This is a genomic window from Mesorhizobium sp. M0058 (assembly GCF_040323095.1).
Lineage (GTDB): Bacteria > Pseudomonadota > Alphaproteobacteria > Rhizobiales > Rhizobiaceae > Mesorhizobium.
In genome coordinates, this window is record NZ_JAMYUQ010000007.1 from 48,675 (window position 1) to 71,786 (window position 23,112).

Below are 23,112 nucleotides of genomic sequence, written 5' to 3' on the forward strand. Positions count from 1 at the left end.
CCTCAAGCAAACGGCACCGCCGTCGTGCCTTTCGGCAGCTTCGCCTCGTCGTCCGGTTCGACATGGATGGTGACGCGCACCGAGGGGATTTCGGCCTTCAGCGCGTCCTCGATGCGGTCGCAAATGACGTGGCTGGCGCCGACCGTCATGTCGGCGTCGACGACCAGGTGGAACTCGATGAAGGTGGCGCGGCCGGCGATGCGGGTCTTGAGGTCATGAACCTCCAGCGCGCCCTTGCAATTGGCCGAGATGATGTCGCGAATGTGCATGTGTTCGGTCGTGTCCACTGCGCGGTCCATCAGCCCGTTCATCGACGAGCCGATGACGTGCCAGCCCTGCCACAGGATGTTGAGCGCGACGATGACGGCAAGCGCCGGATCAAGGATCTGCCAACCGGTCAGGATAGCGCCGACGAGGCCGCCGAAGACGCCGACCGAGGTCACGACGTCGGTCATGATGTGCCGGCCGTCGGCGACCAGCGCCGGTGATTTTGCGCTGCGCCCGGCGCGGATCAGCGTCCAGGCCCAGAAGGCGTTGATGACGGTGGCGACACCGTTGATCGCCAGGCCCTCCCAGGGTTGTTCGAGCGGGGTCGGCGTCTGCCAGGAGCGCCAGACCTCGTTGAGGATCAAAAGCGCGGCGAGCACGATCAGCACGCCTTCCAGCACCGCCGAAAAATACTCGGCCTTGTGGTGGCCGAACGGATGGTCCTGGTCGGCCGGCTTGTAGCTGACCAGGACCGCCCAATAGGCGGCGGCCGAGGCTATGACGTTGACGATCGATTCCAATGCGTCCGAATAGAGCGCAACGGAGCCGGTGACGTACCAGGCGGCAAGCTTGAGCGCGAGCACCACGCAGGCGATGACAATCGACCAGAAGGCAAGGCTGGCGATCCTTTGCCTGGCCGCTGCCTTCGCTGCGATCGCCGCCATGTTGTCCGTTGCCGCCATCGTTTCTAGGCGGCCTTTTCCTTGGCCTTGCGCGGCAGATGCGCAACGATGTTTTCGATGATGCGCATGCCGGCATTGTGGCCGAGCGTCATGATCGATTCCGGATGGAACTGGACGGCGGCGATCGGCTCCTTGCGGTGTTCGAAGGCCATGATGATGCCATCCTCGGTCTCGGCGGTGACGATGAAATCGTCGGGCAGCCGCACCGGATCGGCAAAGATCGAGTGGTAGCGGCCGACGGTCACTTCCTTGGGCAGGCCGGAGAAGATGATTCCGGGCTTGGAGACGCGGATGCGCGACGGCTTGCCGTGCATCGGCACGTGCAACTGCCTGAGTTCGCCGCCATAGGCCTCGGCCAGCGCCTGCAGGCCAAGGCAGACACCGAAGATCGGCAGGTCGCGGGCGCGGGCGTTCTTGATGGTCGCGGCGCAGTCGAAATCCTTCGGCGTGCCCGGTCCGGGCGACAGCACGACGAGATCGGGCTTCAGCCGTTCGAAGACTTCTTCCGGCACCGGCGAACGCACGGTCGAGACATTGGCACCGGTCTGGCGGAAATAGTTGGCCAGTGTGTGGACAAAGGAGTCTTCGTGGTCGACGAGCAGGATGTTGACGCCGTCGCCGACGCGCGCGGTGGTGCGTTCGGCGCCTGCGGCATTGCCCAATTTGGCGTCGCGAATGGCGGAGAGCATGGCGGATGCCTTCAGTTCGGTTTCGGCTTCTTCTTCCTCGGGGATGCTGTCGAAGAGCAACGTGGCGCCTGCTCGCACCTCGGCAATGCCGTCCTTGATGCGGATGGTGCGGAGCGTCAGGCCGGTGTTCATGTCGCCGTTGAAATTGACCATGCCGATGGCGCCGCCATACCAGGCTCGCGGGCTCTTTTCGTTCTGCTCGATGAAGCGCATGGCCCACAGTTTCGGCGCGCCGGTGACGGTGACCGCCCAGGCATGCGACAGGAAGGCGTCGAAGGCATCCATGCCTTCGCGCAGGCGCCCTTCGATGTGATCGACGGTGTGGATCAGGCGCGAATACATTTCGATCTGGCGGCGGCCGATGACGCGCACCGAGCCCGGATCGCAGACCCTTGACTTGTCGTTGCGGTCGACGTCCGAGCACATTGTCAGCTCGGATTCATCCTTCTTGGAATTGAGCAGCTTCAGGATCTGCTCGCTGTCGGAAATGGCGTCGTCGCCGCGCTTGATGGTGCCGGATATCGGGCAGGTCTCGACGCGGCGGCCATTGACGCGCACGAACATTTCGGGCGAGGCGCCGATCAGATACTCGTTTTCGCCGAGATTGATGAAGAAGGAATAGGGCGACGGATTGATCGACTTCAGCTTGCGCGAGATTTCGGAAGGCTGCGTCTCGCAGCGTTCGTAGAACATCTGCCCGGGCACGACCTCGAACAGGTCGCCGCGCTTGAAACTGTCCATCGCCTTGCGCACCAGATTGGCATATTCGCCCGGCTCATGGTCGCCGCGCGGCGGGATGCGGTCGGCGGTCTTGAACGGTTCGGCAATTTCGTCGCGCGGCAGCCCCTCGGTTGAAAAACCGTCGCCGGAATAGTCGTAGCGGTCGGTCCAGGCCTTGGTCGAATAATGGTCGACGACCAGGATCTCGTCAGGCAGGAACAGCACGAGATCGCGCTGGCTCTGTTTGCGCTCAAGCTTGTAGTCGACTGGATCGAACTGGAAGGCGAGGTCGTAACCGAAGGCGCCGTAAAGGCCGAGATTGGCGTCTTCATCGGTCTTGAACAGAGCGGTGATGGCGCGCAGCACAGTAAACACAGAGGGGACGCGGCTGCGCTCTTCCTCTGTGAAGACGCGGCCGGGCTTGGCGACATCGAGGCGGATCAGCTTTTTCGAGGTTTCAGCAATCGTCACCTCGGCAATGCCGGCCAGCGTCTTGCCGATCACCGGCAGCAGCACTTCGCCACGGCCATTCAGCGCCTCGATGCGCATGGCGCGGCCACGCGCGGAAATCACCAGCGGCGGATCGATGATGGCCGTATCCCAGCGTGTGTAGCGGCCCGGATATTCGTAATTCGAGGAAAACACCGCACCACGGCGCGAGTTCAAGCCATCGACATAGGCATCGATCGCACCGGCGTAAGGCTTGTCGTGGCGTTCGCGGGTGATGGTGACACCACCTGCGGTCACGAAGCTTTCCGCGCCGTTTTCCAGAGCCTTCATCGTCATTGCCGTCTCCATATGGCTTGTTGGGGCAACGGACCCGGGAATGGCTTTGAAAAAACAAATGGCCGCCCGGACATTCCGTTGCGGCCACCCTCTATTTTCACGCGCACGCGTTCGAACAGGCCGCTGTCAGCGAGCCCACCACCAAATGGTCTTGATCGAGCGCATGTTCATGGGCGAAATCCATAGCGGCGAAAAGCCGGATGCGCAACAGGTTTGAAAGGCCTGTTTGTGGCCGCCGCTTCTGCAGCCCATGGCACATCGCCAAGGCTTGGGGTCCTGCCTAGACTGTTCGTCCAACATCGGAAAGACGGGAAGACAGCAATGACCGAGCAGATCGAGCGCGCACGCACGTTCCATGCCCTTCATGTCAAGGGCAACCCGATCGTTCTCTACAATGCCTGGGATCCGGGCTCGGCCAAGATCGTCGAGAGGGCGGGCGCCGAGGCGATCGCCACCGGAAGCTGGCCGGTCGCGGCTGCTTTTGGTTATGCCGATGGCGAGAAAATTCCGCTGGAGCTGGCGCTGGACAACATCAGGCGCATCGTGGCGGCAGTCGACCTGCCGGTGACCATGGACCTCGAAGGCGGCTACGGCGTCGAGCCGGTGACTGTCACCCAGACGGTGACACGTGCCCTGCAGGCCGGCGCCATCGGTTTCAATTTCGAGGACCAGATCGTCGGCGGCGCCGGTCTGCACGACATCGCCGTGCAGGTGAAGCGCATCGAGGCGGCAGCGGCGGCGGTGAAGGCTTCCGGCATTCCCGCCTTTATCAACGCACGTACCGACATTTTCCTCAAGGCCAAGCCGGATGCGCATGACAGCGTGCTGCTCGACCAGGCCGTCGAGCGGGCGCACGCTTATGAAAAAGCCGGAGCGAGCGGCTTCTTTGCGCCGGGGCTCGGCGACGAGGGTCTGATCGAGGCGCTGTGCAAGGCGACGGCATTGCCGGTCAACATCATCGCGCTGGCGCATGTGCCGCCGCGCCAGCGCCTGGCCGAGCTTGGTGTTGCCCGTGTCAGCCACGGCCCGGTGCCGTACCGGCAAATGGCCGAATGGCTGGAGGCCAAGGCGCGGCTGGCGATTTCGGGTTAGCTCAGTCCTCCAGCGTGCCTAACCTCGCGTCGGCGCTCTTCTTGTTGCCAACCAGCTTCAAGAGATCCTCGCCGGCGCGGATGATGCGGCGTGAGCGGCGGGTCAGGATGACGCCGTCCTGCGGCGCCAGCACTTCGGTGCGGCCACCGGCCTCGCCCGGTGTGTGGACGATGGTGGCGAGGCGCGCGCCCTCGGCGACGCGGTCGCCGGGCTTGACGTCGTAGAGGATGGCGCCGGCCCGGGGCGCCGGCATCATGTCGATGTTCTCCAGCGGCGCGACGAGGCCCTTGAACGCGCCGGGTGCGGGAAGGGCGGTATCGGCGATGACGCCGCGCGCCGCCAGCAGCCGGTAAAGGCCTTCGGCATCGGAACTTGCCAGCGCGCCGTCGACATCCAGCATGCCACGGTATTCAACCGTGGTGGCAACGCGGCGGTCGAGCTTCGCCACGTTGGCGGGGACGTTCTGGTAGGGCATGATCGTGGCGCCCTCGAAGGTGCCGTCGGTGTCCTCGCTCCACAACACCACGGCGTCGATACCCATTGCGGCGGCGCAATCGGCCATCGCCGGCCACAGGCTGGCGTGGACGTAGAGATAGGCAAGGCCCTCGTCGTCGCAATGCAGGTCGAGCACGATGTCGTGGCCGAGCGACAGCTGCACCAGACGGGTCTTCAATCGCTGGTCGGGGGTGCCAAGCGTGGTGTCGGGCAAAAGCTTGGCGTCCGGTGCTGCGAGCAACGGAAAGCCGCGGTTGAAATTGTTGCGGGTGCCGAGATGAAAGCGGCCCTGGTGCTCGCCGAAATGATATTGCGCGCGGCCGATCGGATTGGCCCAGGGCACGACCGTGATGCTGCCCTTGATGCGGCCTTCGGCTTCGGCCTTGTTCAGCGCCGGCATCAGCGCGTCGATGGCGACGACACCAGGCAGTTCACCGGCGTGGAGTGCTGCCTGGAGATAGGCCGAAGGTGCTGCCTTGTCGGCGCCGGCGAAGCGGAACACCGGGAATTCGTAGGAAACGCCTTCGGTATCGCCGGCGATGCGTTCGATCGATTTCTGCATGGGATGCCTCCAGGATAAGAGGCAGAACACATGCACTTTTGCCGAAGGGCTGTCGATTGGTCCAGTTCGCGCCGCCATGGGCGCAATGGAATTATTCGGCGGCGGCCGGAACCGTCGTTATCGGCGCCGATCCTTCGAGCGCCTGCGAGACAACGGCTACGCTGACCGCCAGCAGGGCCAGCACCGCGCCGGCCAGCGGCAAATGAGCATAGGAAACGCCGGCCGACAGAGCCACGCCGCCGATCCAGGCGCCGCTGGCATTGCCGATATTGAATGCGCCCTGGTTGAGCGTGGCGGCGAGGTTCGGCCCTTCCGAAGCCGCTTCGACGACGCGGATCTGCAGCGGCGGCACGACGACGAAGATCAGCAGTCCCCACAAGAAGACGACGCCGATGGCGACGCTGGCGATAGCGCCGAACTGCGTGAAGCCGACAAACAGAACTGCCATCAAAAGCAGCGTGCCGATGACCGTCGGCATCAATTTCCAGTCGGCCAGCCGGCCGCCGATGATGTTGCCTATGGTCATGCCGGCGCCGAACAGTAGCAGGACCCAGGTGACCGCGGAGGTCGACAGGCCGGAGACATCGGTAAGGTAGGGCTTGATGTAGGTGAAGACGGCAAACAGGCTGGCCGAGGCCAGCGAGGCGATCAGCATGGCGAGCCAGACTTGCAGCTTGCCCAGCACGCGCAGTTCACTGCGCAGGCCGCCGCCGCTCGGTTCGGCGACATTGGATGGCACCAGCCAGGCGATGGCCGCAACAGAGATCAGGCCGATGCCAACGACGGCAAAGAAGGTGGAGCGCCAGCCGAAGGCTTCGCCAAGCGCCGTGCCGGCGGGAACGCCGAGAATATTGGAGAGCGTCAATCCCGCGAACATCATCGCCATGGCGCTGGCGCGCTTGTTGCGCGGCACCAGGCTGGCGGCAACGACCGAGCCGATGCCGAAGAAGGCGCCATGGCCGAAGGCGGTGAAAACGCGAGCGGCCATCAGGAGCCAGTAATTGGGCGCGATGGCGCAGAGCAGATTGCCGACGACGAACATCGCCGTCAGCGCGACCAGGACCGGCTTGCGCGGCAAATGCGCGGTGGCCATGGCGACGATGGGTGCGCCGAAGACGACGCCCAGCGCATAGCCGGTGACCAGCAGGCCGGCCGAGGGGATCGACACGCCGAGATCGGCCGCAACCTCCGGCAACAGGCCCATGATGACGAATTCGGTGGTGCCGATGCAGAAGGACGCAATGGCAAGCGCAAGGATCGGCAAAGGCATGGAAAATCCAGACTGAATCGGTTCAATTCAGACTGAACGAGAAGCCTTGCCGCGCGCAATGCACATTGCTGCAACGCACCAATGCAGAAAGCGCTGAGCTTGACGCGGGGCTATGTCAGGCGAGCGGCTTCAGCTCCTGGGCGATGGTTGGCAACAGCTCCGAGACGTTGGGGTGGATATGCACGGCGCGCGCCAGCGTATCGACCGGCGCCTTGGCGTACATCAGGTCGAGCACGCAGTGCACCGCCTCGTCGCCGCCGGGGCCGAGCACGGAGCAGCCGAGGATTTGCCTGGTGTCGGCATCGACCAGGATTTTCATGAAACCTTGCGTCTCGCCCTTTTCGATGGCGCGGCCGACGCGGGTCATTGGCCGCTGGCCGACCAGCGCCTTGCGCCCGGATTTCTTCACCGCCGCCTCGGTCATGCCGCAGCGGCCGAGCGGCGGATCGATGTAGAGCGCATAGGCCTCGATGCGGTCGCTGACCTTGCGCGGATCGTCGTCGAGCAGATTGGCGGCGACGATCTCATAATCGTTGTAGGAGGTGTGGGTGAAGGCGCCCTTGCCGTTGCAGTCGCCCATTGCCCAGATGCCGGGCACGCTGGTGCGCAGCTGGTCGTCGACGGTGACGAAGCCGCGCAGATCGACCGCGACGCCGGCCTTATCGAGGCCGAGATCGTCGGTGTTGGGGGTGCGGCCGAGTGCCAGAAGCACATGCGAGCCGACCGCCGGCGGCTTGCCGGATGAGAAGGTCACGGCGATCTCCTTGCCCTGTCTGGCAAAGCGGATGTCGTCGGCGCCGACATGGACTTCTATGGCTTCGTTTTCGAAGATCGACAGGATGGCCGCCGACACGTCCTCGTCCTCGCGGCCGGTCAGGCGCGAACTCTTCTCGATGACGGTGACTTCAGAGCCGAAGCGGCGAAACATCTGCGCGAATTCAAGAGAGATGTAGCTGCCGCCGACGACGATGAGATGGCGAGGCAAAACGTCGAGGTCCATCATCGAGGAGTTGGTGAGGTAGTCGACGTCGTTGACGCCGGGCAGGTCGGGCACCGAGGCGCGGCCGCCGGTGTTGAGGAAGATCTTTTCGGCGGTCAGAAGGTCGCCGCCGACACGCACGGTGTTGGCGGATTCGAAGCGGGCATGGCCGCGATAAAGCGTGCAGCCCTTCATGCCGGCGATCCACGTCTCCAGATTGCTGCGGGAGTCGTTTGTGACCTTGTCCTTGCGCGCCTTGATCCTCTTGTAGTCCACGCCGACAGGGCCTGAGAACGTCACGCCGTAGTCCGCGGCACGCCGCGCCAGATGCGCGGCATAGGCGCTGGCGACCATGGTCTTGGTCGGCATGCAGCCGGTGTTGACGCAGGTGCCGCCGACCAGCTTGCGCTCGATCAACGCAACGCTCATGCCGGCTGACGTGAGCCGGCCGGCGAGAGGAGGGCCGGCCTGTCCGGCGCCGATGATGATGGCGTCGTATGTCTTGGCGTCTGAGGCTTGGGCAGTCATACCACCGCCGCCACGATCAGCAGGCCGCCGATGATCGCCACCGCGTCCTCGATGAGGGCGGCAGGCAAATCCTTGCCGAAGGCGGCGGCCAACCGGCCGCGCGCTTCGGCGCCGCCATAGGTGCCGATGACAGCACCGATGGCGCCGGCAATCAGGCCGCCAATGGTGGAACCGGCAGTGGCGCCGATCACCGCGCCGCTGAAGGCGCCAAGCAGGATGCGGGCGCCGAATTGCTGCGGCACCTTGCGGCTCGGCGTCGAGGGCAGCTGGTCGGTGACCAGTTCGACGATGGCGAGGATGGTGAAGATACCGACGGCGGCCCAATGGCCCATGAAACTTGCCCAGGTGCCGGCCACCGGCAGCCATCCGAGATAGGCGCCCCAGGCGATCGCGCCCGGCGCGGTCATGGCGCGAAGACCGGCAATGACGCCGATCAGAAGTGCAAGCAAATAGAGCATGTCGATCCCCTCGAAAGCAGGCCCGGGACTGGCCCACGAGGCAAGCTAGCATAGGTCCTGCGTTTGACGAGAGTAGGCGATGGTGCTTCTTCCATCAGTGAGCATTGTACTTTGGTAACCAGTCGAACACGACGAAGGGACGGAGTCGCTGTGATGGCCGGAAGCGAACGCACAAGGATGATTGCAGGCGAATGGTACACCTGCATCGACGACGAACTGGAGGCGCTCCGCGTGATCGCGCGAGATGCGGTGTTCGAGCACAACGCGCTGCCGCCCCAGCAACGCGGCAATATCGGCCCGACGCTATTGGCGCTGCTCGGCAGCGCGGGCGCAGGCTCCCGGATCGAGGCGCCGTTCCACTGCGCCTACGGTTTCAACATCCATCTCGGCGACGGCGCCTTCCTCAATGCCGGCTGCACCATCCTCGACCCCGCGCCGGTGCGTATCGGCAGGCGGACGCTTCTCGGCCCCAATGTGCAGATCTACTGCGCCGAGCACCACAAGGAGGCCGCGGGCCGTCAGGCGGGACTGGAGATTGCCCGGCCGGTCACCATCGGCAATGACGCCTGGATCGGCGGCAGCGCCATCATCCTCGGCGGCATCAGCATCGGCGATGGCGCCATAGTCGGCGCCGGCGCGGTGGTGACGCGCGACGTCCCTGACAACACCACGGTGGTCGGCAATCCGGCGCGGGCGGTCAAGCGGGGCTGAACTCGTCGTGGGCGGTCAGTATGAAGCCGTGCGTGCCATGCGCTCGTCCGGACCGGCTCGCCGCGAGAATTCACGCCGGTATTGGGCCGGTGACGTCTTGAGCCGTGCGGCGAAATGCTGGCGCAGCGAGGTGGCGCTGCCGAAGCCGGCTTCGAAGGCCACCATGTCCATCGATTTTTCCGTCGCCTCCAGCAGCCGTTGCGCCAGTTCGGTGCGTTGGCCGGCCAACCATTCGCCAAAGCTGGTGCCGATCGATTTCTGGAAACGGCGGGTGAAAGTGCGCCGGGTCAGGCCCGCGGCCTCCGCGACGCGGTCGAGGTTGTGCGTTTGTCCGAGCGTTGCCCGCACCGTGTCCAGCGCCAGGGTGAAGCGGTCGGTGGCCGGGGTTTTCGCCAGCGGGCGCTCGATGAACTGCGCCTGCCCACCCTGCCGGTGCGGCGACAGCACGATGTGCCTTGCCAGCCGCAGCGCTACCTCTGCGCCATAGCGCGCGCGCACAATGTGCAGGCAGCAGTCGAGCCCGGCGGCGACGCCGGCCGAGGTGACGATGTCGCCGTCGTCGACATAGAGCACGTCGGCGTCGACTTCGATGTCCGGGTACAATGCCTGCAACCGGTCGGTGGAGGCCCAATGTGTCGTCGCACGCCGGCCCGCAAGCAGCCCGGCGGCGGCAATGGCGAAGGTGCCGAGACAGAGGCCGACGATCAGCGCACCGCGCCGGTGCGCGTGGGTGAGCGCTGCCAGGAGCGGCGGCGGAAGTGGGGCCTCGAGATCCTTCCAGCTCGGAACGATGACGATGTCGGCATCGTCGAATGCGGAAAGGCCATACGGCACCGCGATGGTCAGCCCGGCATCGGTGTGGATCGCTCCATCGTCGAGCGCGCAGACGCGAAAGTCGAAACGCGGCAGGCCAAGCTTGGTGCGGTCGGTGCCGAACACCACGCACGGCACGGAGAGGTGGAACGGGCTGATGCCGTCAAAGGCGAGAACGGCAATGATCGGGTCGGCCATGCGTGTTTCCAGCAAGCGAAAAGCGGATTGTCCCAATTCTTTCGACTGATGTCAATCGGGCCACTTTTGGCAGTCGGGCGATTCGCCTATTTCCTGTCCCATTCAAGCTCGAAGGAGAACACCATGTCCGCCAATATCACGCCGCGCCGCGCACTCATCGTTATCGATGTCCAGAATGATTATGATGGCGGCAACCTCGCCATCCAGTGTCCGCCGTTCCGCGACAGCGTCGTCAATGTCGCGCGCGCTATGGATGCCGCCGCTGCGGCCGGCGTGAAGGTGGTGGTCGTCAAGCAGATGGCGCCCGAGACCTCGCCAGTCTTCGCCAAGGGCAGCCATGGCGGCGAACTGCATCCCGAGATCGCCCGGCGAAGCCGCGACCACTATGTCGAGAAGTCACTGCCTAGCGCCTTTGCCGGCACCGACCTCGAGGCGTGGCTGCGCGCCAATACCATCGATACGATAACGGTGATCGGCTACATGACGCATAATTGCGACCTGTCGAGCATCATCCACGCCGCGCATGTCGGCTTTGCGGTCGAGTTCCTGTCCGACGCCACCGGTTCGCTGCCTTACGCCAACAGCGCCGGCTACGCCTCGGCCGAGGAGATCCACCGCGTGGTGTCCATCATCCTGCAGTCGCGCTTTGCGGCCGTGCTCAAGACCGCCGAATGGATCGATTGCCTGAAGACCGGTGCTTTGCCCGAACGCGACACGCCCTATGCGTCCAACCAGCGCGCGCTGGCGCGCAACGCTGCATAGGCAAATTGCCGCGAAGGAACAGGGGCGCCGCAGTCTGCGGCGCCCCTTGGCGTTCCTGATCACGAACACCGGGGCGTGGCCTCGTTTGGAAGTCTTTTCGGCTGGGCCCATTCACTTTCGGGATGATGAGCCGGCTAAACGCAAGAAACTCAGATCGGGCTCTATCTCAGGATGGGGAACTGGAGAACAGAGTGAAGTCTTTCACAGACGAAGGCCTCTCTCCGAGGAACGGTATATCTGGATCAAGGGGTGGGACGGGGTAGACTTCCCCGGGAGAAACAAGTGAAAGCGCGAATTGCACGAACTACAGTCGTTCTCGCCTTGGCTGGTGCCGCGGCACTCTTGCCATGGCCCGCTTTCGCCCAGGTCCCTTCGCACGCGCCGGGGACGATCTGCTTCACTCAATCCTTCTGGTGCTGGGCGCAGCCGCCCGGCCCGCCCGGATATCCGTGCGGGTGCCCGTCGCAATACGGCTATGTGCCGGGCTATCTAGGGTAGTCGTCAGGCGGGGGGATTTCACGATGACGACGACACCGGCCGACCCTCTCGTTTCTGGACTCATCGCGGACGCCAAGCTGGTCGCCAACTACGGCCGCTACGGTGTGTTCAAGGACAGTTCCCTGTTTGCGGCCATCGGCAATGCCGAAAAGCTCGACGATGCGACGGCCAGCCAGCCTGAGGTCGTCAATCTTCAGACGGTTTTCAACGATTGTTCCGGCACCGTGCCATTTGCCACCCTGGCGGCACTGCGATCGGGCTGGTCGCCCGGTGACATGTCGCGCAAGACCGCGCTGGCGACGTACTTTCTCGTGGCTCTTTCCGTGCTTTTCATGGTTGTAACCGGAAGATTGACGTACATTTACAACAAGGGAGTCGCGATAAACTCCGAACTCATAGAAATCGACAACAATGATTTCAGCGCACGGTTCGGACAGGCGATACGCCAGGTTTGGGCGACGAAGAAACAACTGAGCTCGGCATCGTCCGAGCAGGCTTCGACCACGGATCTGACGCTTCTGAAGGACGCCTATTACAATTCGGAAGATAGCCTTCACGCTCTCGACCAGCGCTTTTCCTCCCTGGTGAGAAGAGCGCAAGGGTTCATGACTGAGGACGCGCAATTCCCGATCTGGGGAATGCAATGGATGTACTGCAAATTTTATTCAACCTCCACGGCAGATGGCGTAGCGGCGGGCCAGGCTCAGTATTCCCAGCAAGGTGCCATAGACCAGTTCTGTGACCAGCCGCTGGGGGTGAGTAAATCCACGCCTCCAGACAAGCTCAAGGAGCTCCCCAATCAGCCGGATGCTATTGCGCGCAGATAAACACCGAAAAGAAAAACCCGAACAATCTTGAAGGTACGTCTTCGGAAAAAGTGACGGACGTGAATGCCGATTTCGACGAGGCAACGCGCAGCCTGCAGTGCGACGGAGTGATCACGATCGCGCCGAACTCGATCTACACGCTGACCGCGCAGATAAAGACGCTGGACGAGGTTCTCAGCCCATATGCCTTGTGGATACTCCCAGCCTTCTACGGCGCGCTCGGAGCCATCATGTTTCACATGCGGATGATCCTCAATCCGCTGCTGCCCAATCCACCGCTGTCGCGGCTGATCCACAGGATCGCACTGGGGGCGCTGGCCGGCATGGTGCTTGCCTGGTTTGTAGCACCGGGCACCAAGCTTGGAGAGGAGGCTTCGGGAATAGGCTTCAGCCTCTTCACCTTCTCCTTCCTGTTTGGGTTCAGTCTGGATATCTTCTTCACCATTCTCGACCAGTTCGTCAGCATGTCGGTCGCCGGGATCAAGAAGTTCGGGTCCTCGACAGTGGCGTGAGAAGCCCGGCAAGCAAAAGGGCGCCGCATGGCTGCGGCGCCCTTGGTTGTCGAGACAAATCTCAGAACAGGCCTTCGATCTGGCCGGCCTCGTTGAGGAAGATTTTTTCCGAGGACGGCGCCTTGGGCAGGCCGGGCATGGTCATGACCTCGCCGCAGATGACGACGACGAAGCCGGCGCCCGCCGAAAGCCTGACCTCGCGCACCGGCACCGTGTGGCCGGTCGGCGCGCCGCGCAGGTTCGGGTCGGTCGAGAAGGAATACTGGGTCTTGGCCATGCAGACCGGCAACTTGCCGTAGCCGGCGTCTTCCCAGGCCCTGAGCTGGTCGCGCACCGACTTGTCGGCGATCGCCTCCGAGCCGCGATAGATGCGCTGGACGATGGTGTTGATCTTCTCAAACAGCGGCATGTCATCGGGATAGAGCGGCGCGAACTGCGACGCCCCGGATTCGGCCAGCGCCACCACCTTGTTGGCGAGTTCCTCGATGCCCGCGGAGCCATTGGCCCAGTGCTTGCACAGGATCGCCTCCTCGCCCATCGAGGCGACATAGTCCTTCATCGCCTGGATCTCGGCGTCGGTATCGGAATAGAAGTGGTTGATCGCAACCACCGCCGGCACGCCGAACTGACGGATGTTCTCGATGTGGCGGCCAAGGTTGGCGCAGCCCTTCTTCACCGCCTCGACGTTTTCCTTGCCGAGGTCTTCCTTCTTGACGCCGCCATTCATCTTCATGGCGCGCACGGTGGCGACGATGACGGCAGCCGCCGGCTTCAAACCCGCCTTGCGGCACTTGATGTCGAAGAATTTTTCGGCTCCGAGGTCGGCGCCGAAGCCGGCTTCGGTGACGACGTAGTCGGCGAGCTTCAGCGCCGTGGTGGTGGCGACCACCGAGTTGCAGCCATGCGCGATGTTGGCGAACGGGCCGCCATGCACGAAGGCAGGGTTGTTCTCCAGCGTCTGCACCAGGTTTGGCTGCATGGCGTCCTTCAACAGCACCGCCATGGCGCCGTCGGCCTTCAAGTCGCGGGCATAGACCGGCGTCTTGTCGCGGCGGTAGGCGACGATGATGTCGCCGAGGCGCTTTTCCAGATCCTTGAGGTCGGTGGAAAGGCACAGGATCGCCATCACTTCCGAGGCGACGGTGATGTCGAAGCCTGCCTCGCGCGGATAACCGTTGGCGACGCCGCCGAGCGAGCAGATGATTTCGCGCAGCGCCCGGTCGTTCATGTCCATGACGCGGCGCCAGGCGACGCGGCGGGTGTCGATGCCGAGCTCATTGCCCCAGTAGATGTGGTTGTCGATCAGCGCCGACAGAAGGTTGTGCGCCGTGGTGATGGCGTGGAAGTCGCCGGTGAAGTGGAGGTTCATGTCCTCCATCGGCACGACCTGCGCGTAGCCGCCGCCCGCGGCACCGCCCTTGACGCCGAAATTCGGGCCGAGCGAAGCCTCGCGGATGCAGACGATCGCCTTCTTGCCGATGCGGTTCAGACCGTCACCAAGGCCGACGGTGGTGGTCGTCTTGCCTTCGCCGGCCGGCGTCGGGTTGATGGCGGTGACGAGGATCAGCTTGCCGTCCTTGTTGCCCTTCACCGATTTGATGAATTCGGCCGAAATCTTCGCCTTGTCGTGGCCGTAGGGCAAAAGGTGCTCGGTCGGGATGCCGATCTTGGCGCCGATCTCCTGGATTTGCTTTTTCTTGGCGCCGCGCGCGATCTCGATGTCGGACTTCACTTCGGCCATGACGGCTTTCCTTCGGATTGGACGGTGGAGGGGACGGGTTTGATCTCACTCGCAGGCATGTTGAACCCGGGCGCGGGCATGTTCTAACCCTGTCGCTCCCGCGGCGTCAACTTGCATGCAACTATGTTTCCTATGAAGAAAGTGTCTCCGCGGCCGGCCGACCTGTCGCCGGTTCTTCCTGGCTCCGTTGCCGCGCCGTATAGAAGCCAGAGGACGCGACGTTCCGCCGTCTCAAAACAGCCGCCCAATGCACGGAATGCGACAGAGGCGACGGCGCAAATTCGCCATCGCTCGCCGGGAAAGCTGTGGACGCTACTGAGTCAGGACGTTGCTGATCTCGACCATGTTGGAGCGCACGCGAAGCACGTAGAAACCCATCGTCGTCAGGTGCGTCGGCATGATCCAGCCATCCTCGCGGCCATTGGCGATGATGAAGGGCTGGATGCGCAGCGCCGAGACGAATTGCGCATCCATCGTGTCCCACAGATTGCCGAGATGCTTTTCCTTGATGACGTCCTCGAAGTCGGCCTGGGCGCCCTTCATCAGGCCGTAATAGGCATAGAGCTGGCCATAGGCGAACCAGAAGCGGTCGTCGGCGCGGAAGTCGAACCAGCCATTGTTATGGTTTTCGGCGCGCTCCTTGAGGATCGCCGAGGTCGAACCGATGTCGGAGGAGATGCGGTCGATATACTGCTTCAGATTGTCGGCGCGGGCATCGAACGTCGCCTGGCAGCTGCCGAGGCGGGCGTTGAAGGAGCGCAGCTTGGTGACGGCATCGCGATAATAACTCGGCGTCGGCGTCTTGGGGCCGAACGGGTTGAGGCCGAAATACCAGGTCTCCTCGTCGAACTGCAGATTGCCGCGCGCATCCTGCAGGTCGCCGTCGATCTGCGATGTGGTGCGAACACGGCCGAGATTGTCGGCAAGCTCGGTGGCCGTACGCCGCACCGCCTGGTTGATGCCGCGCTGGAACGAGGCCTTGTTGTCCATGAACGGCGTGTTGTCCCAGTCGATGCCGAACAGGCCGAGTTTGTAGAGGATCATCGACGAGATCCAGGCATTCTGGTTGACGTTGAAGTCCGTCAGGTCGGCCGCCACCTGGGCGATGCCCGAATTGCCGCAGGTCTTGGCGGTGTCGGTGCCGGCGCCGGCGGCGACCTGTTCGCCGGCGGAAATGTTGCGGTTCTCGAAGGTATATTTGTCCACGTAGTTGGGATCGAACTTGTTCCACCACTGGGTGGCGTAGAAGAAATTGGCGTAGAGGCCGATCAACACCAGAAGCGCGAGGCCGACCACAGCCTTCAGGATCCAGCCGCGCTGCGTATACCAGCGCCCAGCCCAGAGGAACGGCCACAGGATCGCGCCGATGACGAGGCCGATGCCGCGGCCTATCCATTGGAAGATGCGGGTGAAGAAATTCACGATCGGATCAAGCATGGCTCTCGTTCACCCCTCAGTCAGTCAGGCCGTAAAGGCGCGTGCGAAACGCCACTTTGTCTTTCAAATATGTGGTTTTCAGAACGTCCACAACATGCGACCGCCAGGCGTCGCTGTAGCCGTCATAGTCCTTGTAGAAGCCCGGCTTGTTGAAGACGTAACGCGAGACGAAGTCCTGCGGCACGAAATCCGAGATCAGCTGGTTGGTCAGCCAGGCGTCGGGATGGTCGGGCTTGCCACGCACGACCAGGAAGCGCTGTTGCGGAAACACATCCTCGATCTTGAGATGGCCGAGTTGGGCGATCTCACGCTTGGCGGCGTTGAGAAAGGGGAAATTGCCGTCCTTGGTGATCAGATCGGCATGGCCATGGATCCAGGTCTGCAGCCAGACCTCGTCGACCTCGGTCAAATTGCGGTTCGGCTCTGTGTCGCGGATGAGAGAGCGCACCACCATCTCGGCGCGATGCTCGAGATAGCCCGAGCTTTCGACCCATGACGCGCGGGGCAGTTCGATGCGGCCGGTGCTGGCCAGGAACTTGAACACCTTGTCGGCATCGTTGATCGAGAGATAGCTGACCTGCCAGGGCCGCGAACGGCGAAAGCCGGGGGCGGCCGGGTCGCCGATGACGGTGGTCATATCAGGATCGACGAAGACGTAGACGCCGCCGAAATGGCTGGTCCAGTAGGCGTTGTGGCGGAAGATCACCTGGTCGGGCACCAGCGCATTCTCACGGATATCGCCGCAGACCTTCGCCAGCTCCACCATACGGCTCAGCATGGTGTTGTCGCGCCAGGCATCGGGCTCCTGCTTCAGCCGGTCGACCAGCTTGCCGAGTTCGGCGGCCTTGCCCAGCACGTCCTCGGCCGAAAGCACCCTGAACTCGACCTGGCTGATCGACAGCAGATCCTCGATGTCGTTGACCAGGGGAACGGAATCCTCGATCTCCCCGTAGATGACATCCTTGATGGTCAGCGCATCGATGGCGCGCTGGTTCTTGGACATGAACTCGAACATCAGCTGCGAGGTGTTGGAAAAGGCGGTGTGCACCACCGGCAGATCGATCTGCGACGGCGTCAGGATGATGAAGCGGCGGTTGACCTCATTGGGGTCGAGATAATCGTAATCGCCGCATTCCTCGGCCACTTCGGGCGAGAAGCCGGTGCGGTCGATCTGGAAGCTCTTCAGCTTGGTGGGCTTGAGGCCGAAGGCAACAAGCGCCTTGTTGTAGCGCTGGATGAGGTGCGACTCGTCGACGGTGAGCAAGCGACCGTAGATCAGCTCATTGTCGCGGAGAAGGTCGGGCTTTTTGGCGTGGCTCATGCAGAACGTTCCGAGCGGCGTTGCCTGTTGTGGCGAAGCGCCAACGCTGACGCCTCCCTCTCCCCGTTCTTCACGGGGAGAGGGTAAGGGTGAGGGGCAGCGCTAGCGTTCAAGGACATGTCTCCCCATGGCCTTTGGCGGCAATAAATCGAAGATCATTGGTCCGGATGTGCCGATCGAGGCGCTGTTCGATAGCTGCCAGTATGGTCGTAGCGATCTCTGGTCCACGCATGCGCCGCCCCTCACCCTTGCCCTCTCCCCGTGAAGGAGGGGGAGAGGGGGGCGTCAGCGTTAGCGCCAAGCCTTTCAGCACCTGCGGGCAGCGAAGGAAGTTCACGCATTCCAGAGCCCCTTCTTCTTCATCTCCTCCATCTCGCGCCCCGCCCGTTCGCGCAGGCGTGCGTCGCGCAGCAGCTTCTCCACCGCGGCGTCGTCGGATTTGTCGGAATAGCGGAACTCTGAGTCGGCGTAGCGGTTGATCTCCTGCATGACCATGTCCATCGAGAACGGCCCCCGCAGTTCCTCGATCATGGCCTTCTTTTCGTCGTAGCCCTTGTGCATGAAGACTTCCGGCTTCTCGAACCAGTCGTCGGGCAGCTCGATGTCCATGGCGCGCATCTTGATGGCGTCGGTGACGTTCTTGATGGCTCGGCCGGTGAAGCGCGGCTCGGCATCCTTGATCAGGTGCAGATAAGTGCCGATGTCGGCCATCGATTTCGGCGCGCCATTCTCCTTCATGTAGCGCTCATAGACCTTCATCAGCCCGTCTTCCTGAGGCTTCTCGTGCTCCTCATAGGCTTCGGTCACCGCGCGCTGGATCTCCTGCGCGGCGTAGAGCTTGTGGTCGCCGAGTGGGATCTTGTGGTTCTTGCCGGCAAGCAGGACGAAGATGTCGATATAGTCGTCGCGGCTCTGTGGGCCGTCGACCAGCCAGCGGGCCCCGGCGCGCTGGCGCAGCGCATCGTCGACATTTTCGGGATAGTTGGAAAACATGCCGAACGAGCAGTTGCCGCGCACCACCGTGCCGGCGCCGGCAAAGGCGTCCATCAAGACGCCGGTGATTTCCTGCTGGCCGGCCGAGGCGCGGTCGTCGGAGCGGCGGGCCGCCACCTGGTCGATGTCGTCGACGGTGCCGAAACCGATGACGCGTGGGTTCAAGACATTGTTGATGAACTGGCGGCAATTCTGGCCGGATTTGCCCTGGTAGGACGAGATCTGGTCGACGCCGAAATTCTCATAGGCGAAGGGATAGCCGGCAACCTGGCAATAATTGTTGACGAGGCCGGCGATCATCTGGATCAGCGTCGTCTTGCCGGTGCCCGGCGCGCCATCGCCGATGAAGGTGAAGAGGAAGCCGCCGAGCTCGACGAACGGGTTCAGCTCGCGCTCGAAATCATAGGCCATCAGCATCTTGGCGAGCTTGACCGACTGGTATTTGGCGATGTGGTTGCCGACGACCTCTTCGGGCTTCTTGAAGGTCATCACCAGCGGTTTCGAACGCTTGCCGGGCGCGACGTCGAAGCCGTCGAGGGTGAAATCGTCGGCGTCGATGCGGATGTGGGCGTTCTCGAACGGACCGATGCCGTCGAAGCGGCCTTTGCGGGCCAGCAGCCCATCAATGGCGACCCGTGCAAAAGCTCGCGCGCGCGTCGTCAGGTCGCCATCGTCCTTGGAGTCCGCAATCGCCTTGTCGAGACCGGCGACGATCGACTTCACCGCGTCCTGCGGCGTGTCGAACAGGAAGTCGGGTTCGGGGATATCGTTGGGCGCCTCGCCATCGCTGTCGATCAGCTGGAACAGATAGGAGGCAAGGCTGAAGGCCGAAACGTAAGCAGAGGCTGACAGAAGCTTCTTGAAGGTCGCCGCCTCATCGCCCTCAAGAGGCGCACGGGTGTTCTTGGCCTGGAGGCTTTCGAGGTCGGAGCCCTCGGCGAAGACGTCGGAGATGGCGAGCGCTATCGCCAGGCCGCGGCGGGCGCGGAACAGCAGCGTGTGCTGCGGGATGCTCATCAACTGGTCGTCGGGATGGATCGCGGCGACGGTCTTGGTAAGCTCGACCTCGCGGGTACGGCGCACCGAGCCGACCGAGACTGTCGAGACAAAGCGGCGATTGGTGCCGGCAAGTGCTGTGCCGGATTCGCGCGCAGGGTCTTCCAGAACCACGACGCGGGTGATGAAGCTCTGCGCCGTGGCGCGGTGCTTTTCGATTGCGGCTTCCGGGATGGTGGTCAGGCCGGTGTCCATCGTATCAATCCTCCTCGCGACTCACTCTTGTGCCTGCCCTCGCGTGAGCAAAATTGAAAACATCCCGTCAAAGGGTTCGTGATCGGGAAAGCGTTCGGCTTGAAAGATGGCCTCTCCCGGCCCTCCAAGCTTGAAACGGCAACGCTCAGTCCGTGCAAGACAATAAGCGACAGCCTGGTACTCAGTTAGGTCCGCTAACATCGCGCTAACGCAAATCTGATTCGGTTTTCCGTTGTTAGATGGCGGTCCGAATTCAACACGGTCTTCTGGCTCAAATGCATATCTTTTCATCAATCTTGGCCAGTGATATTCGACAAGCTTTTGTCTATTGTCGCAAAAGAACTGAATCACGATTTTTACATTGTAGCTATATCTTGGTTGCCGACTCTGTCTTATTCCAACGATCGGACGGGATGAATTACGTGTTCGGACAGGTAATTTTTCGACCAGAACGAGCATGACGCCTCCGGATCGAATGTGGCGGTATGCTTCATATTGATCCAATTCGTACCAATAGAAAGTACAGATCGTGTCACCGTCTGTATTTTCATCTTCAGACCGCGAAGTAACCGGTCTGTAGCCGGACCCGGAAAACCATTCGGATAAGCCGGAAATTTGTTGAAGAACAAAAAACGCGGCAAGCGCCGGGTCTGCAACATCGATATAATTGAAAGCTTCAAGCTTCCGCACCCCATCCGGTAATCCTCGATGACGCCACCGACTTTCAACGTGAACCCGGTGTCCGAGAATGCGCTCAAGGTTACGCAATGGTCGGGCGGTCAGTTTGTGCTTCTTGTAAGCACCGATATGCATATCGACATCCCACCAAGCGAGAACCCGGTAGGGCGATTCATTACTGCGGGAAGCAAGGTTATCCGTTTCGATCACAATCGCCTTCTGCCCCTGACCGCGCCCCGGAGATTGTCAGGCCCACCAAAAATGCCACCTCACACATCGCTGATCACCTGTCCGTTGGACAGAATATGGACCTTGTAGCCGGAAAAGATCTTTTGAGCTTCGCCGGCGGCGTAGAGTGCTTGATAGGCTTCGTGCGGGATCAGGGCGTGGTTCTCGTAGCTCGACACACCCTGGCGCGCGGCTTCGAGATCGTCGGTGTTGATAAAGAATTCCTGCGTCGTCTTATCGCTCGAAAACAGCCCCTTGCGGCCGGGTTTCTCGCCCTTGGAGTAGACCTCCTGGATGGTCCAGGTGAGCAGCCAGGCATTTTCCGGTTTGCGCACCTTGGCCAGCACCTCGGTCACGGTCGAATTGTTGTCCGTAATGCCTGCGGAATAAAAGGGGCCGAGCACGACGCGGCGCAGCTGCTTAGGGTGCAGCGGCTCGAAATCCTTGTCGAGATTGACCGCAATCGTTGCGGGCGAAAGCGTGTAGGCGGAATTCTTCTCGGTGAAATCGTCGAAGCGATGGGCGAGTTCGGGGTTGAGCAGGCCGTCCACCGGCAGCGGGATGTCGACCCGTTCATTGAGCTTGCCGTTGCTGTCAACGAGCTGCCGGATCATGCTTTCGGAGGAATCCTCCACCGTCACCATGTAGACCAGCGGCAGGTTGGCGCTGCCGTCGAAGCTCGCCCAGTGCACGAGGTAATAGGGGCGCCCGGTCTTTGGATTGACCGAGACCTTGGCCGTCTGCGCCAGCGAGAACGGGCCAAAAGTCTGTTCGCTCTTGACGTCCTCGAGATAGAGCCGCTCGGCCATCGACTTCTGCAGCGCTTCGGGGAATTCCTTGTGGCGCAGGATGAAGTCGGCCATTTCCTCGCGCAATTCGCCGGCCAGCGGAATGTTGGCCAGCCGCGCCTCGGCCTGGCGGCGGTCGTTTTCCAGTTCGAGCAGGTTCTGGAAGACGGGATAGCCGCTGTCGGCGCGCGAAATGCGGAACGTGTCCATGAAGCCGAGCCGGTTGCGCCAGCAGGAAAACGATTTGTCCAGCCGGGCAATGTATTCGGCGACGATCTTGGCGACGATGCCGTGCCGGTAAAGCGGCGAGCGGTCGTCGCGCATGAACACTTCGAGGCCGCTGAGTGCCGCCGTGATGGCGGAAAAATAGCGCGCCGCCGCTTCGTTTTCGGGAGTCATGCCGGTGTGCCCGCGTGCAGCCGCTTCTTACGACTGCACGTAGTTGGCCGAATTGTGCTTCTTCATCACGTCGTCGAAACGGCGGGCGAAGGCGTCGTCGGCGAGCTTCTTGCGGCGCTGGATGTCGGAGCTGGCGACCATGTTCTTCTCGTGCATTTCGAGGAGATCGCCGATGTGCTTTTGCGAGGCGGCGCCAATGCCGGCCATGGTCTCTTCGGCGGTGTTGTCAACCTGGCTGCCCAGCGTGTTGATCTTGTGGGCGACATCCTGCTGGGCGGCGGTCTTCAAGGAATCTTCCAGTGCCTTGTAGAGCACGATGCGCTGCTCGGTATCGATGGTCAGCTTGTTGATCAGCGTCGACTGCGCTGCGATCTGATTGTTGAGCGAATCGACGAAGGTCTGGAACATCGAGGTGTAGCGTTCCAGCGTCTGGCTTTCGGCCAGAAGCTCCTGCTCCTTGGCCTGCTTTTCATTGTATTCGGTCGCCAGTTTCGAGCGCTCGCCCTCAAGCTGCGTGCGCTCCTTCTGACTGGTAGAAGCGGCGATCTTGTTTTCGATGTCGAGCAGCAGCGGATTGACCTCCTCGATGCGCTTCTGCACCGCCTCTAGGTTGGTCATGGTGACCTTGCGGCGCTCGATCACCTGCGACAGGCTGTTTTCCGAGGTCTTGTAGCGCTGGTCGAGGACCTCTTTCTGCGCTTTCAGGATGCCGACGATGGTGTCGGACTTGACCAGAAGCTCCTGCAGATTGCCGGCCAGCGACATGTTGCGGACGCGGTCGGCGCGCATGCGCTGCTTGCGTTGCGCCGAGAAGACGCCGACGAAGCTTTCCCAGCCGGTGTAGTTCTTCATGCTCTCGAATTCGGTGCCGAAGACGTTGGTGGCGTCTTCCAGCCCGATGATCAGGTCGGCAATGTTGCCTTCCATCACCTTCTGCTGCTTCAGCACGTCCTCGATGCGGGCATTCTCGATGTCGAAATTGGCGTCGCCGATCTTCTTGTCGGCGGTGGCCAGCGTATCAAGCACCGTGCCCGACTGCTCGATCTTGGAGCGCATGTCCTGCACGACCTGCCTGGTCTTGGCAATTTCGGCATCGAAATTCTGCAATGTCGCCATAGGGGCCTCCCGCTTCGGCTTCCGGTCGCTGGCTGCGAACAGCGGCGAATATATGTGGGGTATCAGGGGATTGAAAGACGCAAGACAAGACCCGCCCCGAAAACAAAAAAATGCCTGGTCGTCTTGAAAGGCAATGAAGGCGGGGTCATGGCGTGATTAACCAGCCGGCCAAGTTTGTTCAATTGTCATTGAACTTTGACGGCTGCGAAGAAGTCGATCTCGGACAGTGTGGGTGTGCTGAATTCGACAGAGGGCTCAATGAGTTGCAAGTGCGAGACTGCTGGCGGAAGCCGTCGCCATCACGCTAAGC

General features: G+C 62.2%; 20 protein-coding genes. 6 read left to right on the top strand and 14 right to left on the bottom strand.

From position 1 onward, the window contains the following. Window positions 1–2: 2 nt before the first annotated feature. Entirely contained in the window at window positions 3–932 is a 930-nt protein-coding gene (locus NKJ75_RS13270; RefSeq protein WP_196813681.1) for a cation diffusion facilitator family transporter, read from the bottom strand. A gap of 23 nt (window positions 933–955) precedes the next feature. Beyond that, window positions 956–3,145: an anthranilate synthase gene (locus NKJ75_RS13275; protein WP_023741042.1), complete on the bottom strand. Its 2,190-nt coding sequence runs from the start codon at window positions 3,143–3,145 to the stop codon at window positions 956–958. Between the two features lie 321 nt (window positions 3,146–3,466). Between NKJ75_RS13275 and NKJ75_RS13280 the strand changes: the two genes are divergently transcribed. Continuing rightward, complete coding sequence (locus NKJ75_RS13280; RefSeq protein WP_023744269.1) at window positions 3,467–4,237, top strand: isocitrate lyase/PEP mutase family protein; 771 nt, start codon at window positions 3,467–3,469, stop codon at window positions 4,235–4,237. 1 nt (window position 4,238) lies between these two features. Here NKJ75_RS13280 and NKJ75_RS13285 read toward each other — a convergent pair whose 3' ends face one another. The 4 genes from NKJ75_RS13285 to NKJ75_RS13300 all read right to left on the bottom strand — a co-directional run bounded on the left by NKJ75_RS13285 (window position 4,239) and on the right by NKJ75_RS13300 (window position 8,529). After that, window positions 4,239–5,294, bottom strand: a complete 1,056-nt coding sequence (locus NKJ75_RS13285) for a succinylglutamate desuccinylase/aspartoacylase family protein (RefSeq protein ID WP_023744270.1) — start codon at window positions 5,292–5,294, stop codon at window positions 4,239–4,241. Window positions 5,295–5,385: 91 nt separating this feature from the next. Next, on the bottom strand, window positions 5,386–6,564 hold the full coding sequence (locus tag NKJ75_RS13290) for an MFS transporter (protein WP_023833534.1): 1,179 nt from the start codon (window positions 6,562–6,564) through the stop codon (window positions 5,386–5,388). A gap of 115 nt (window positions 6,565–6,679) precedes the next feature. Beyond that, window positions 6,680–8,071, bottom strand: coding sequence for an FAD-containing oxidoreductase (locus NKJ75_RS13295; protein ID WP_023744271.1), 1,392 nt, complete (start codon window positions 8,069–8,071; stop codon window positions 6,680–6,682). Beyond that, a complete protein-coding gene (locus NKJ75_RS13300) occupies window positions 8,068–8,529 on the bottom strand; it encodes a membrane protein (protein WP_023669981.1) in 462 nt (153 codons plus the stop codon). Before NKJ75_RS13300 ends, NKJ75_RS13295 begins: the two co-directional genes overlap by 4 nt. 153 nt (window positions 8,530–8,682) lie before the next feature. Between NKJ75_RS13300 and NKJ75_RS13305 the strand changes: the two genes are divergently transcribed. After that, entirely contained in the window at window positions 8,683–9,240 is a 558-nt protein-coding gene (locus NKJ75_RS13305; RefSeq protein ID WP_023744272.1) for a sugar O-acetyltransferase, read from the top strand. A gap of 15 nt (window positions 9,241–9,255) precedes the next feature. Here the strand turns inward: NKJ75_RS13305 and NKJ75_RS13310 are convergent, their stop codons facing one another. Then, window positions 9,256–10,251, bottom strand: a complete 996-nt coding sequence (locus NKJ75_RS13310; RefSeq protein ID WP_023695825.1) for a helix-turn-helix domain-containing protein — start codon at window positions 10,249–10,251, stop codon at window positions 9,256–9,258. A gap of 123 nt (window positions 10,252–10,374) precedes the next feature. Between NKJ75_RS13310 and NKJ75_RS13315 the strand changes: the two genes are divergently transcribed. From NKJ75_RS13315 to NKJ75_RS13325, 3 genes are all read left to right on the top strand, one after another. After that, window positions 10,375–11,013 (top strand): isochorismatase family protein, encoded by a 639-nt coding sequence (locus tag NKJ75_RS13315; protein WP_023686167.1) that lies wholly within the window; start codon window positions 10,375–10,377, stop codon window positions 11,011–11,013. Between the two features lie 521 nt (window positions 11,014–11,534). Continuing rightward, entirely contained in the window at window positions 11,535–12,338 is an 804-nt protein-coding gene (locus NKJ75_RS13320; RefSeq protein ID WP_352499778.1) for a hypothetical protein, read from the top strand. Between the two features lie 50 nt (window positions 12,339–12,388). Then, entirely contained in the window at window positions 12,389–12,850 is a 462-nt protein-coding gene (locus tag NKJ75_RS13325; protein ID WP_286489179.1) for a hypothetical protein, read from the top strand. A 61-nt stretch (window positions 12,851–12,911) separates the two neighbouring features. On the opposite strand, the gene NKJ75_RS13330 is transcribed toward NKJ75_RS13325, so the two are convergent. The 3 genes from NKJ75_RS13330 to NKJ75_RS13340 all read right to left on the bottom strand — a co-directional run bounded on the left by NKJ75_RS13330 (window position 12,912) and on the right by NKJ75_RS13340 (window position 17,349). Beyond that, window positions 12,912–14,591: a formate--tetrahydrofolate ligase gene (locus NKJ75_RS13330; protein WP_023724983.1), complete on the bottom strand. Its 1,680-nt coding sequence runs from the start codon at window positions 14,589–14,591 to the stop codon at window positions 12,912–12,914. Between the two features lie 312 nt (window positions 14,592–14,903). Then, window positions 14,904–16,028, bottom strand: a complete 1,125-nt coding sequence (locus NKJ75_RS13335; protein ID WP_023686165.1) for a DUF2333 family protein — start codon at window positions 16,026–16,028, stop codon at window positions 14,904–14,906. A gap of 16 nt (window positions 16,029–16,044) precedes the next feature. Continuing rightward, a complete protein-coding gene (locus NKJ75_RS13340; RefSeq protein WP_352499779.1) occupies window positions 16,045–17,349 on the bottom strand; it encodes a DUF6638 family protein in 1,305 nt (434 codons plus the stop codon). Window positions 17,350–17,476: 127 nt separating this feature from the next. Between NKJ75_RS13340 and NKJ75_RS13345 the strand changes: the two genes are divergently transcribed. After that, window positions 17,477–17,614 carry a hypothetical protein gene (locus tag NKJ75_RS13345; protein ID WP_352499780.1) on the top strand — a complete coding sequence of 46 codons (138 nt, stop codon included), beginning with the start codon at window positions 17,477–17,479 and terminating at the stop codon, window positions 17,612–17,614. 68 nt (window positions 17,615–17,682) lie between these two features. On the opposite strand, the gene NKJ75_RS13350 is transcribed toward NKJ75_RS13345, so the two are convergent. From NKJ75_RS13350 to NKJ75_RS13365, 4 genes are read right to left on the bottom strand one after another with little or no spacing between them, the layout of a single operon-like run. After that, complete coding sequence (locus NKJ75_RS13350) at window positions 17,683–19,593, bottom strand: AAA family ATPase (RefSeq protein ID WP_352499781.1); 1,911 nt, start codon at window positions 19,591–19,593, stop codon at window positions 17,683–17,685. Window positions 19,594–19,614: 21 nt separating this feature from the next. Next, window positions 19,615–20,481, bottom strand: coding sequence for a hypothetical protein (locus tag NKJ75_RS13355; RefSeq protein ID WP_352499782.1), 867 nt, complete (start codon window positions 20,479–20,481; stop codon window positions 19,615–19,617). Between the two features lie 59 nt (window positions 20,482–20,540). Then, window positions 20,541–21,686 (bottom strand): hypothetical protein, encoded by a 1,146-nt coding sequence (locus NKJ75_RS13360; RefSeq protein ID WP_023749800.1) that lies wholly within the window; start codon window positions 21,684–21,686, stop codon window positions 20,541–20,543. A 27-nt stretch (window positions 21,687–21,713) separates the two neighbouring features. Further along, window positions 21,714–22,802, bottom strand: a complete 1,089-nt coding sequence (locus tag NKJ75_RS13365) for a hypothetical protein (protein ID WP_352499783.1) — start codon at window positions 22,800–22,802, stop codon at window positions 21,714–21,716. Between the last annotated feature and the right edge of the window lie 310 nt (window positions 22,803–23,112).

Excerpts from the sequence above, each read along its gene's own strand:
- NKJ75_RS13310 (WP_023695825.1), bottom strand. The coding sequence starts at position 10,251 with ATGGCCGACCCGATCATTGCCGTTCTCGCCTTTGACGGCATCAGCCCG.
- NKJ75_RS13335 (WP_023686165.1), bottom strand. The coding sequence starts at position 16,028 with ATGCTTGATCCGATCGTGAATTTCTTCACCCGCATCTTCCAATGGATA.
- NKJ75_RS13350 (WP_352499781.1), bottom strand. The coding sequence starts at position 19,593 with ATGGACACCGGCCTGACCACCATCCCGGAAGCCGCAATCGAAAAGCAC.
- NKJ75_RS13305 (WP_023744272.1), top strand. The coding sequence starts at position 8,683 with ATGGCCGGAAGCGAACGCACAAGGATGATTGCAGGCGAATGGTACACC.
- NKJ75_RS13315 (WP_023686167.1), top strand. The coding sequence starts at position 10,375 with ATGTCCGCCAATATCACGCCGCGCCGCGCACTCATCGTTATCGATGTC.
- NKJ75_RS13290 (WP_023833534.1), bottom strand. The coding sequence starts at position 6,564 with ATGCCTTTGCCGATCCTTGCGCTTGCCATTGCGTCCTTCTGCATCGGC.
- NKJ75_RS13270 (WP_196813681.1), bottom strand. The coding sequence starts at position 932 with ATGGCGGCGATCGCAGCGAAGGCAGCGGCCAGGCAAAGGATCGCCAGC.
- NKJ75_RS13360 (WP_023749800.1), bottom strand. The coding sequence starts at position 21,686 with ATGACTCCCGAAAACGAAGCGGCGGCGCGCTATTTTTCCGCCATCACG.
- NKJ75_RS13300 (WP_023669981.1), bottom strand. The coding sequence starts at position 8,529 with ATGCTCTATTTGCTTGCACTTCTGATCGGCGTCATTGCCGGTCTTCGC.
- NKJ75_RS13340 (WP_352499779.1), bottom strand. The coding sequence starts at position 17,349 with ATGAGCCACGCCAAAAAGCCCGACCTTCTCCGCGACAATGAGCTGATC.
- NKJ75_RS13365 (WP_352499783.1), bottom strand. The coding sequence starts at position 22,802 with ATGGCGACATTGCAGAATTTCGATGCCGAAATTGCCAAGACCAGGCAG.
- NKJ75_RS13275 (WP_023741042.1), bottom strand. The coding sequence starts at position 3,145 with ATGACGATGAAGGCTCTGGAAAACGGCGCGGAAAGCTTCGTGACCGCA.
- NKJ75_RS13280 (WP_023744269.1), top strand. The coding sequence starts at position 3,467 with ATGACCGAGCAGATCGAGCGCGCACGCACGTTCCATGCCCTTCATGTC.
- NKJ75_RS13320 (WP_352499778.1), top strand. The coding sequence starts at position 11,535 with ATGACGACGACACCGGCCGACCCTCTCGTTTCTGGACTCATCGCGGAC.
- NKJ75_RS13345 (WP_352499780.1), top strand. The coding sequence starts at position 17,477 with ATGGCCTTTGGCGGCAATAAATCGAAGATCATTGGTCCGGATGTGCCG.
- NKJ75_RS13330 (WP_023724983.1), bottom strand. The coding sequence starts at position 14,591 with ATGGCCGAAGTGAAGTCCGACATCGAGATCGCGCGCGGCGCCAAGAAA.
- NKJ75_RS13295 (WP_023744271.1), bottom strand. The coding sequence starts at position 8,071 with ATGACTGCCCAAGCCTCAGACGCCAAGACATACGACGCCATCATCATC.
- NKJ75_RS13285 (WP_023744270.1), bottom strand. The coding sequence starts at position 5,294 with ATGCAGAAATCGATCGAACGCATCGCCGGCGATACCGAAGGCGTTTCC.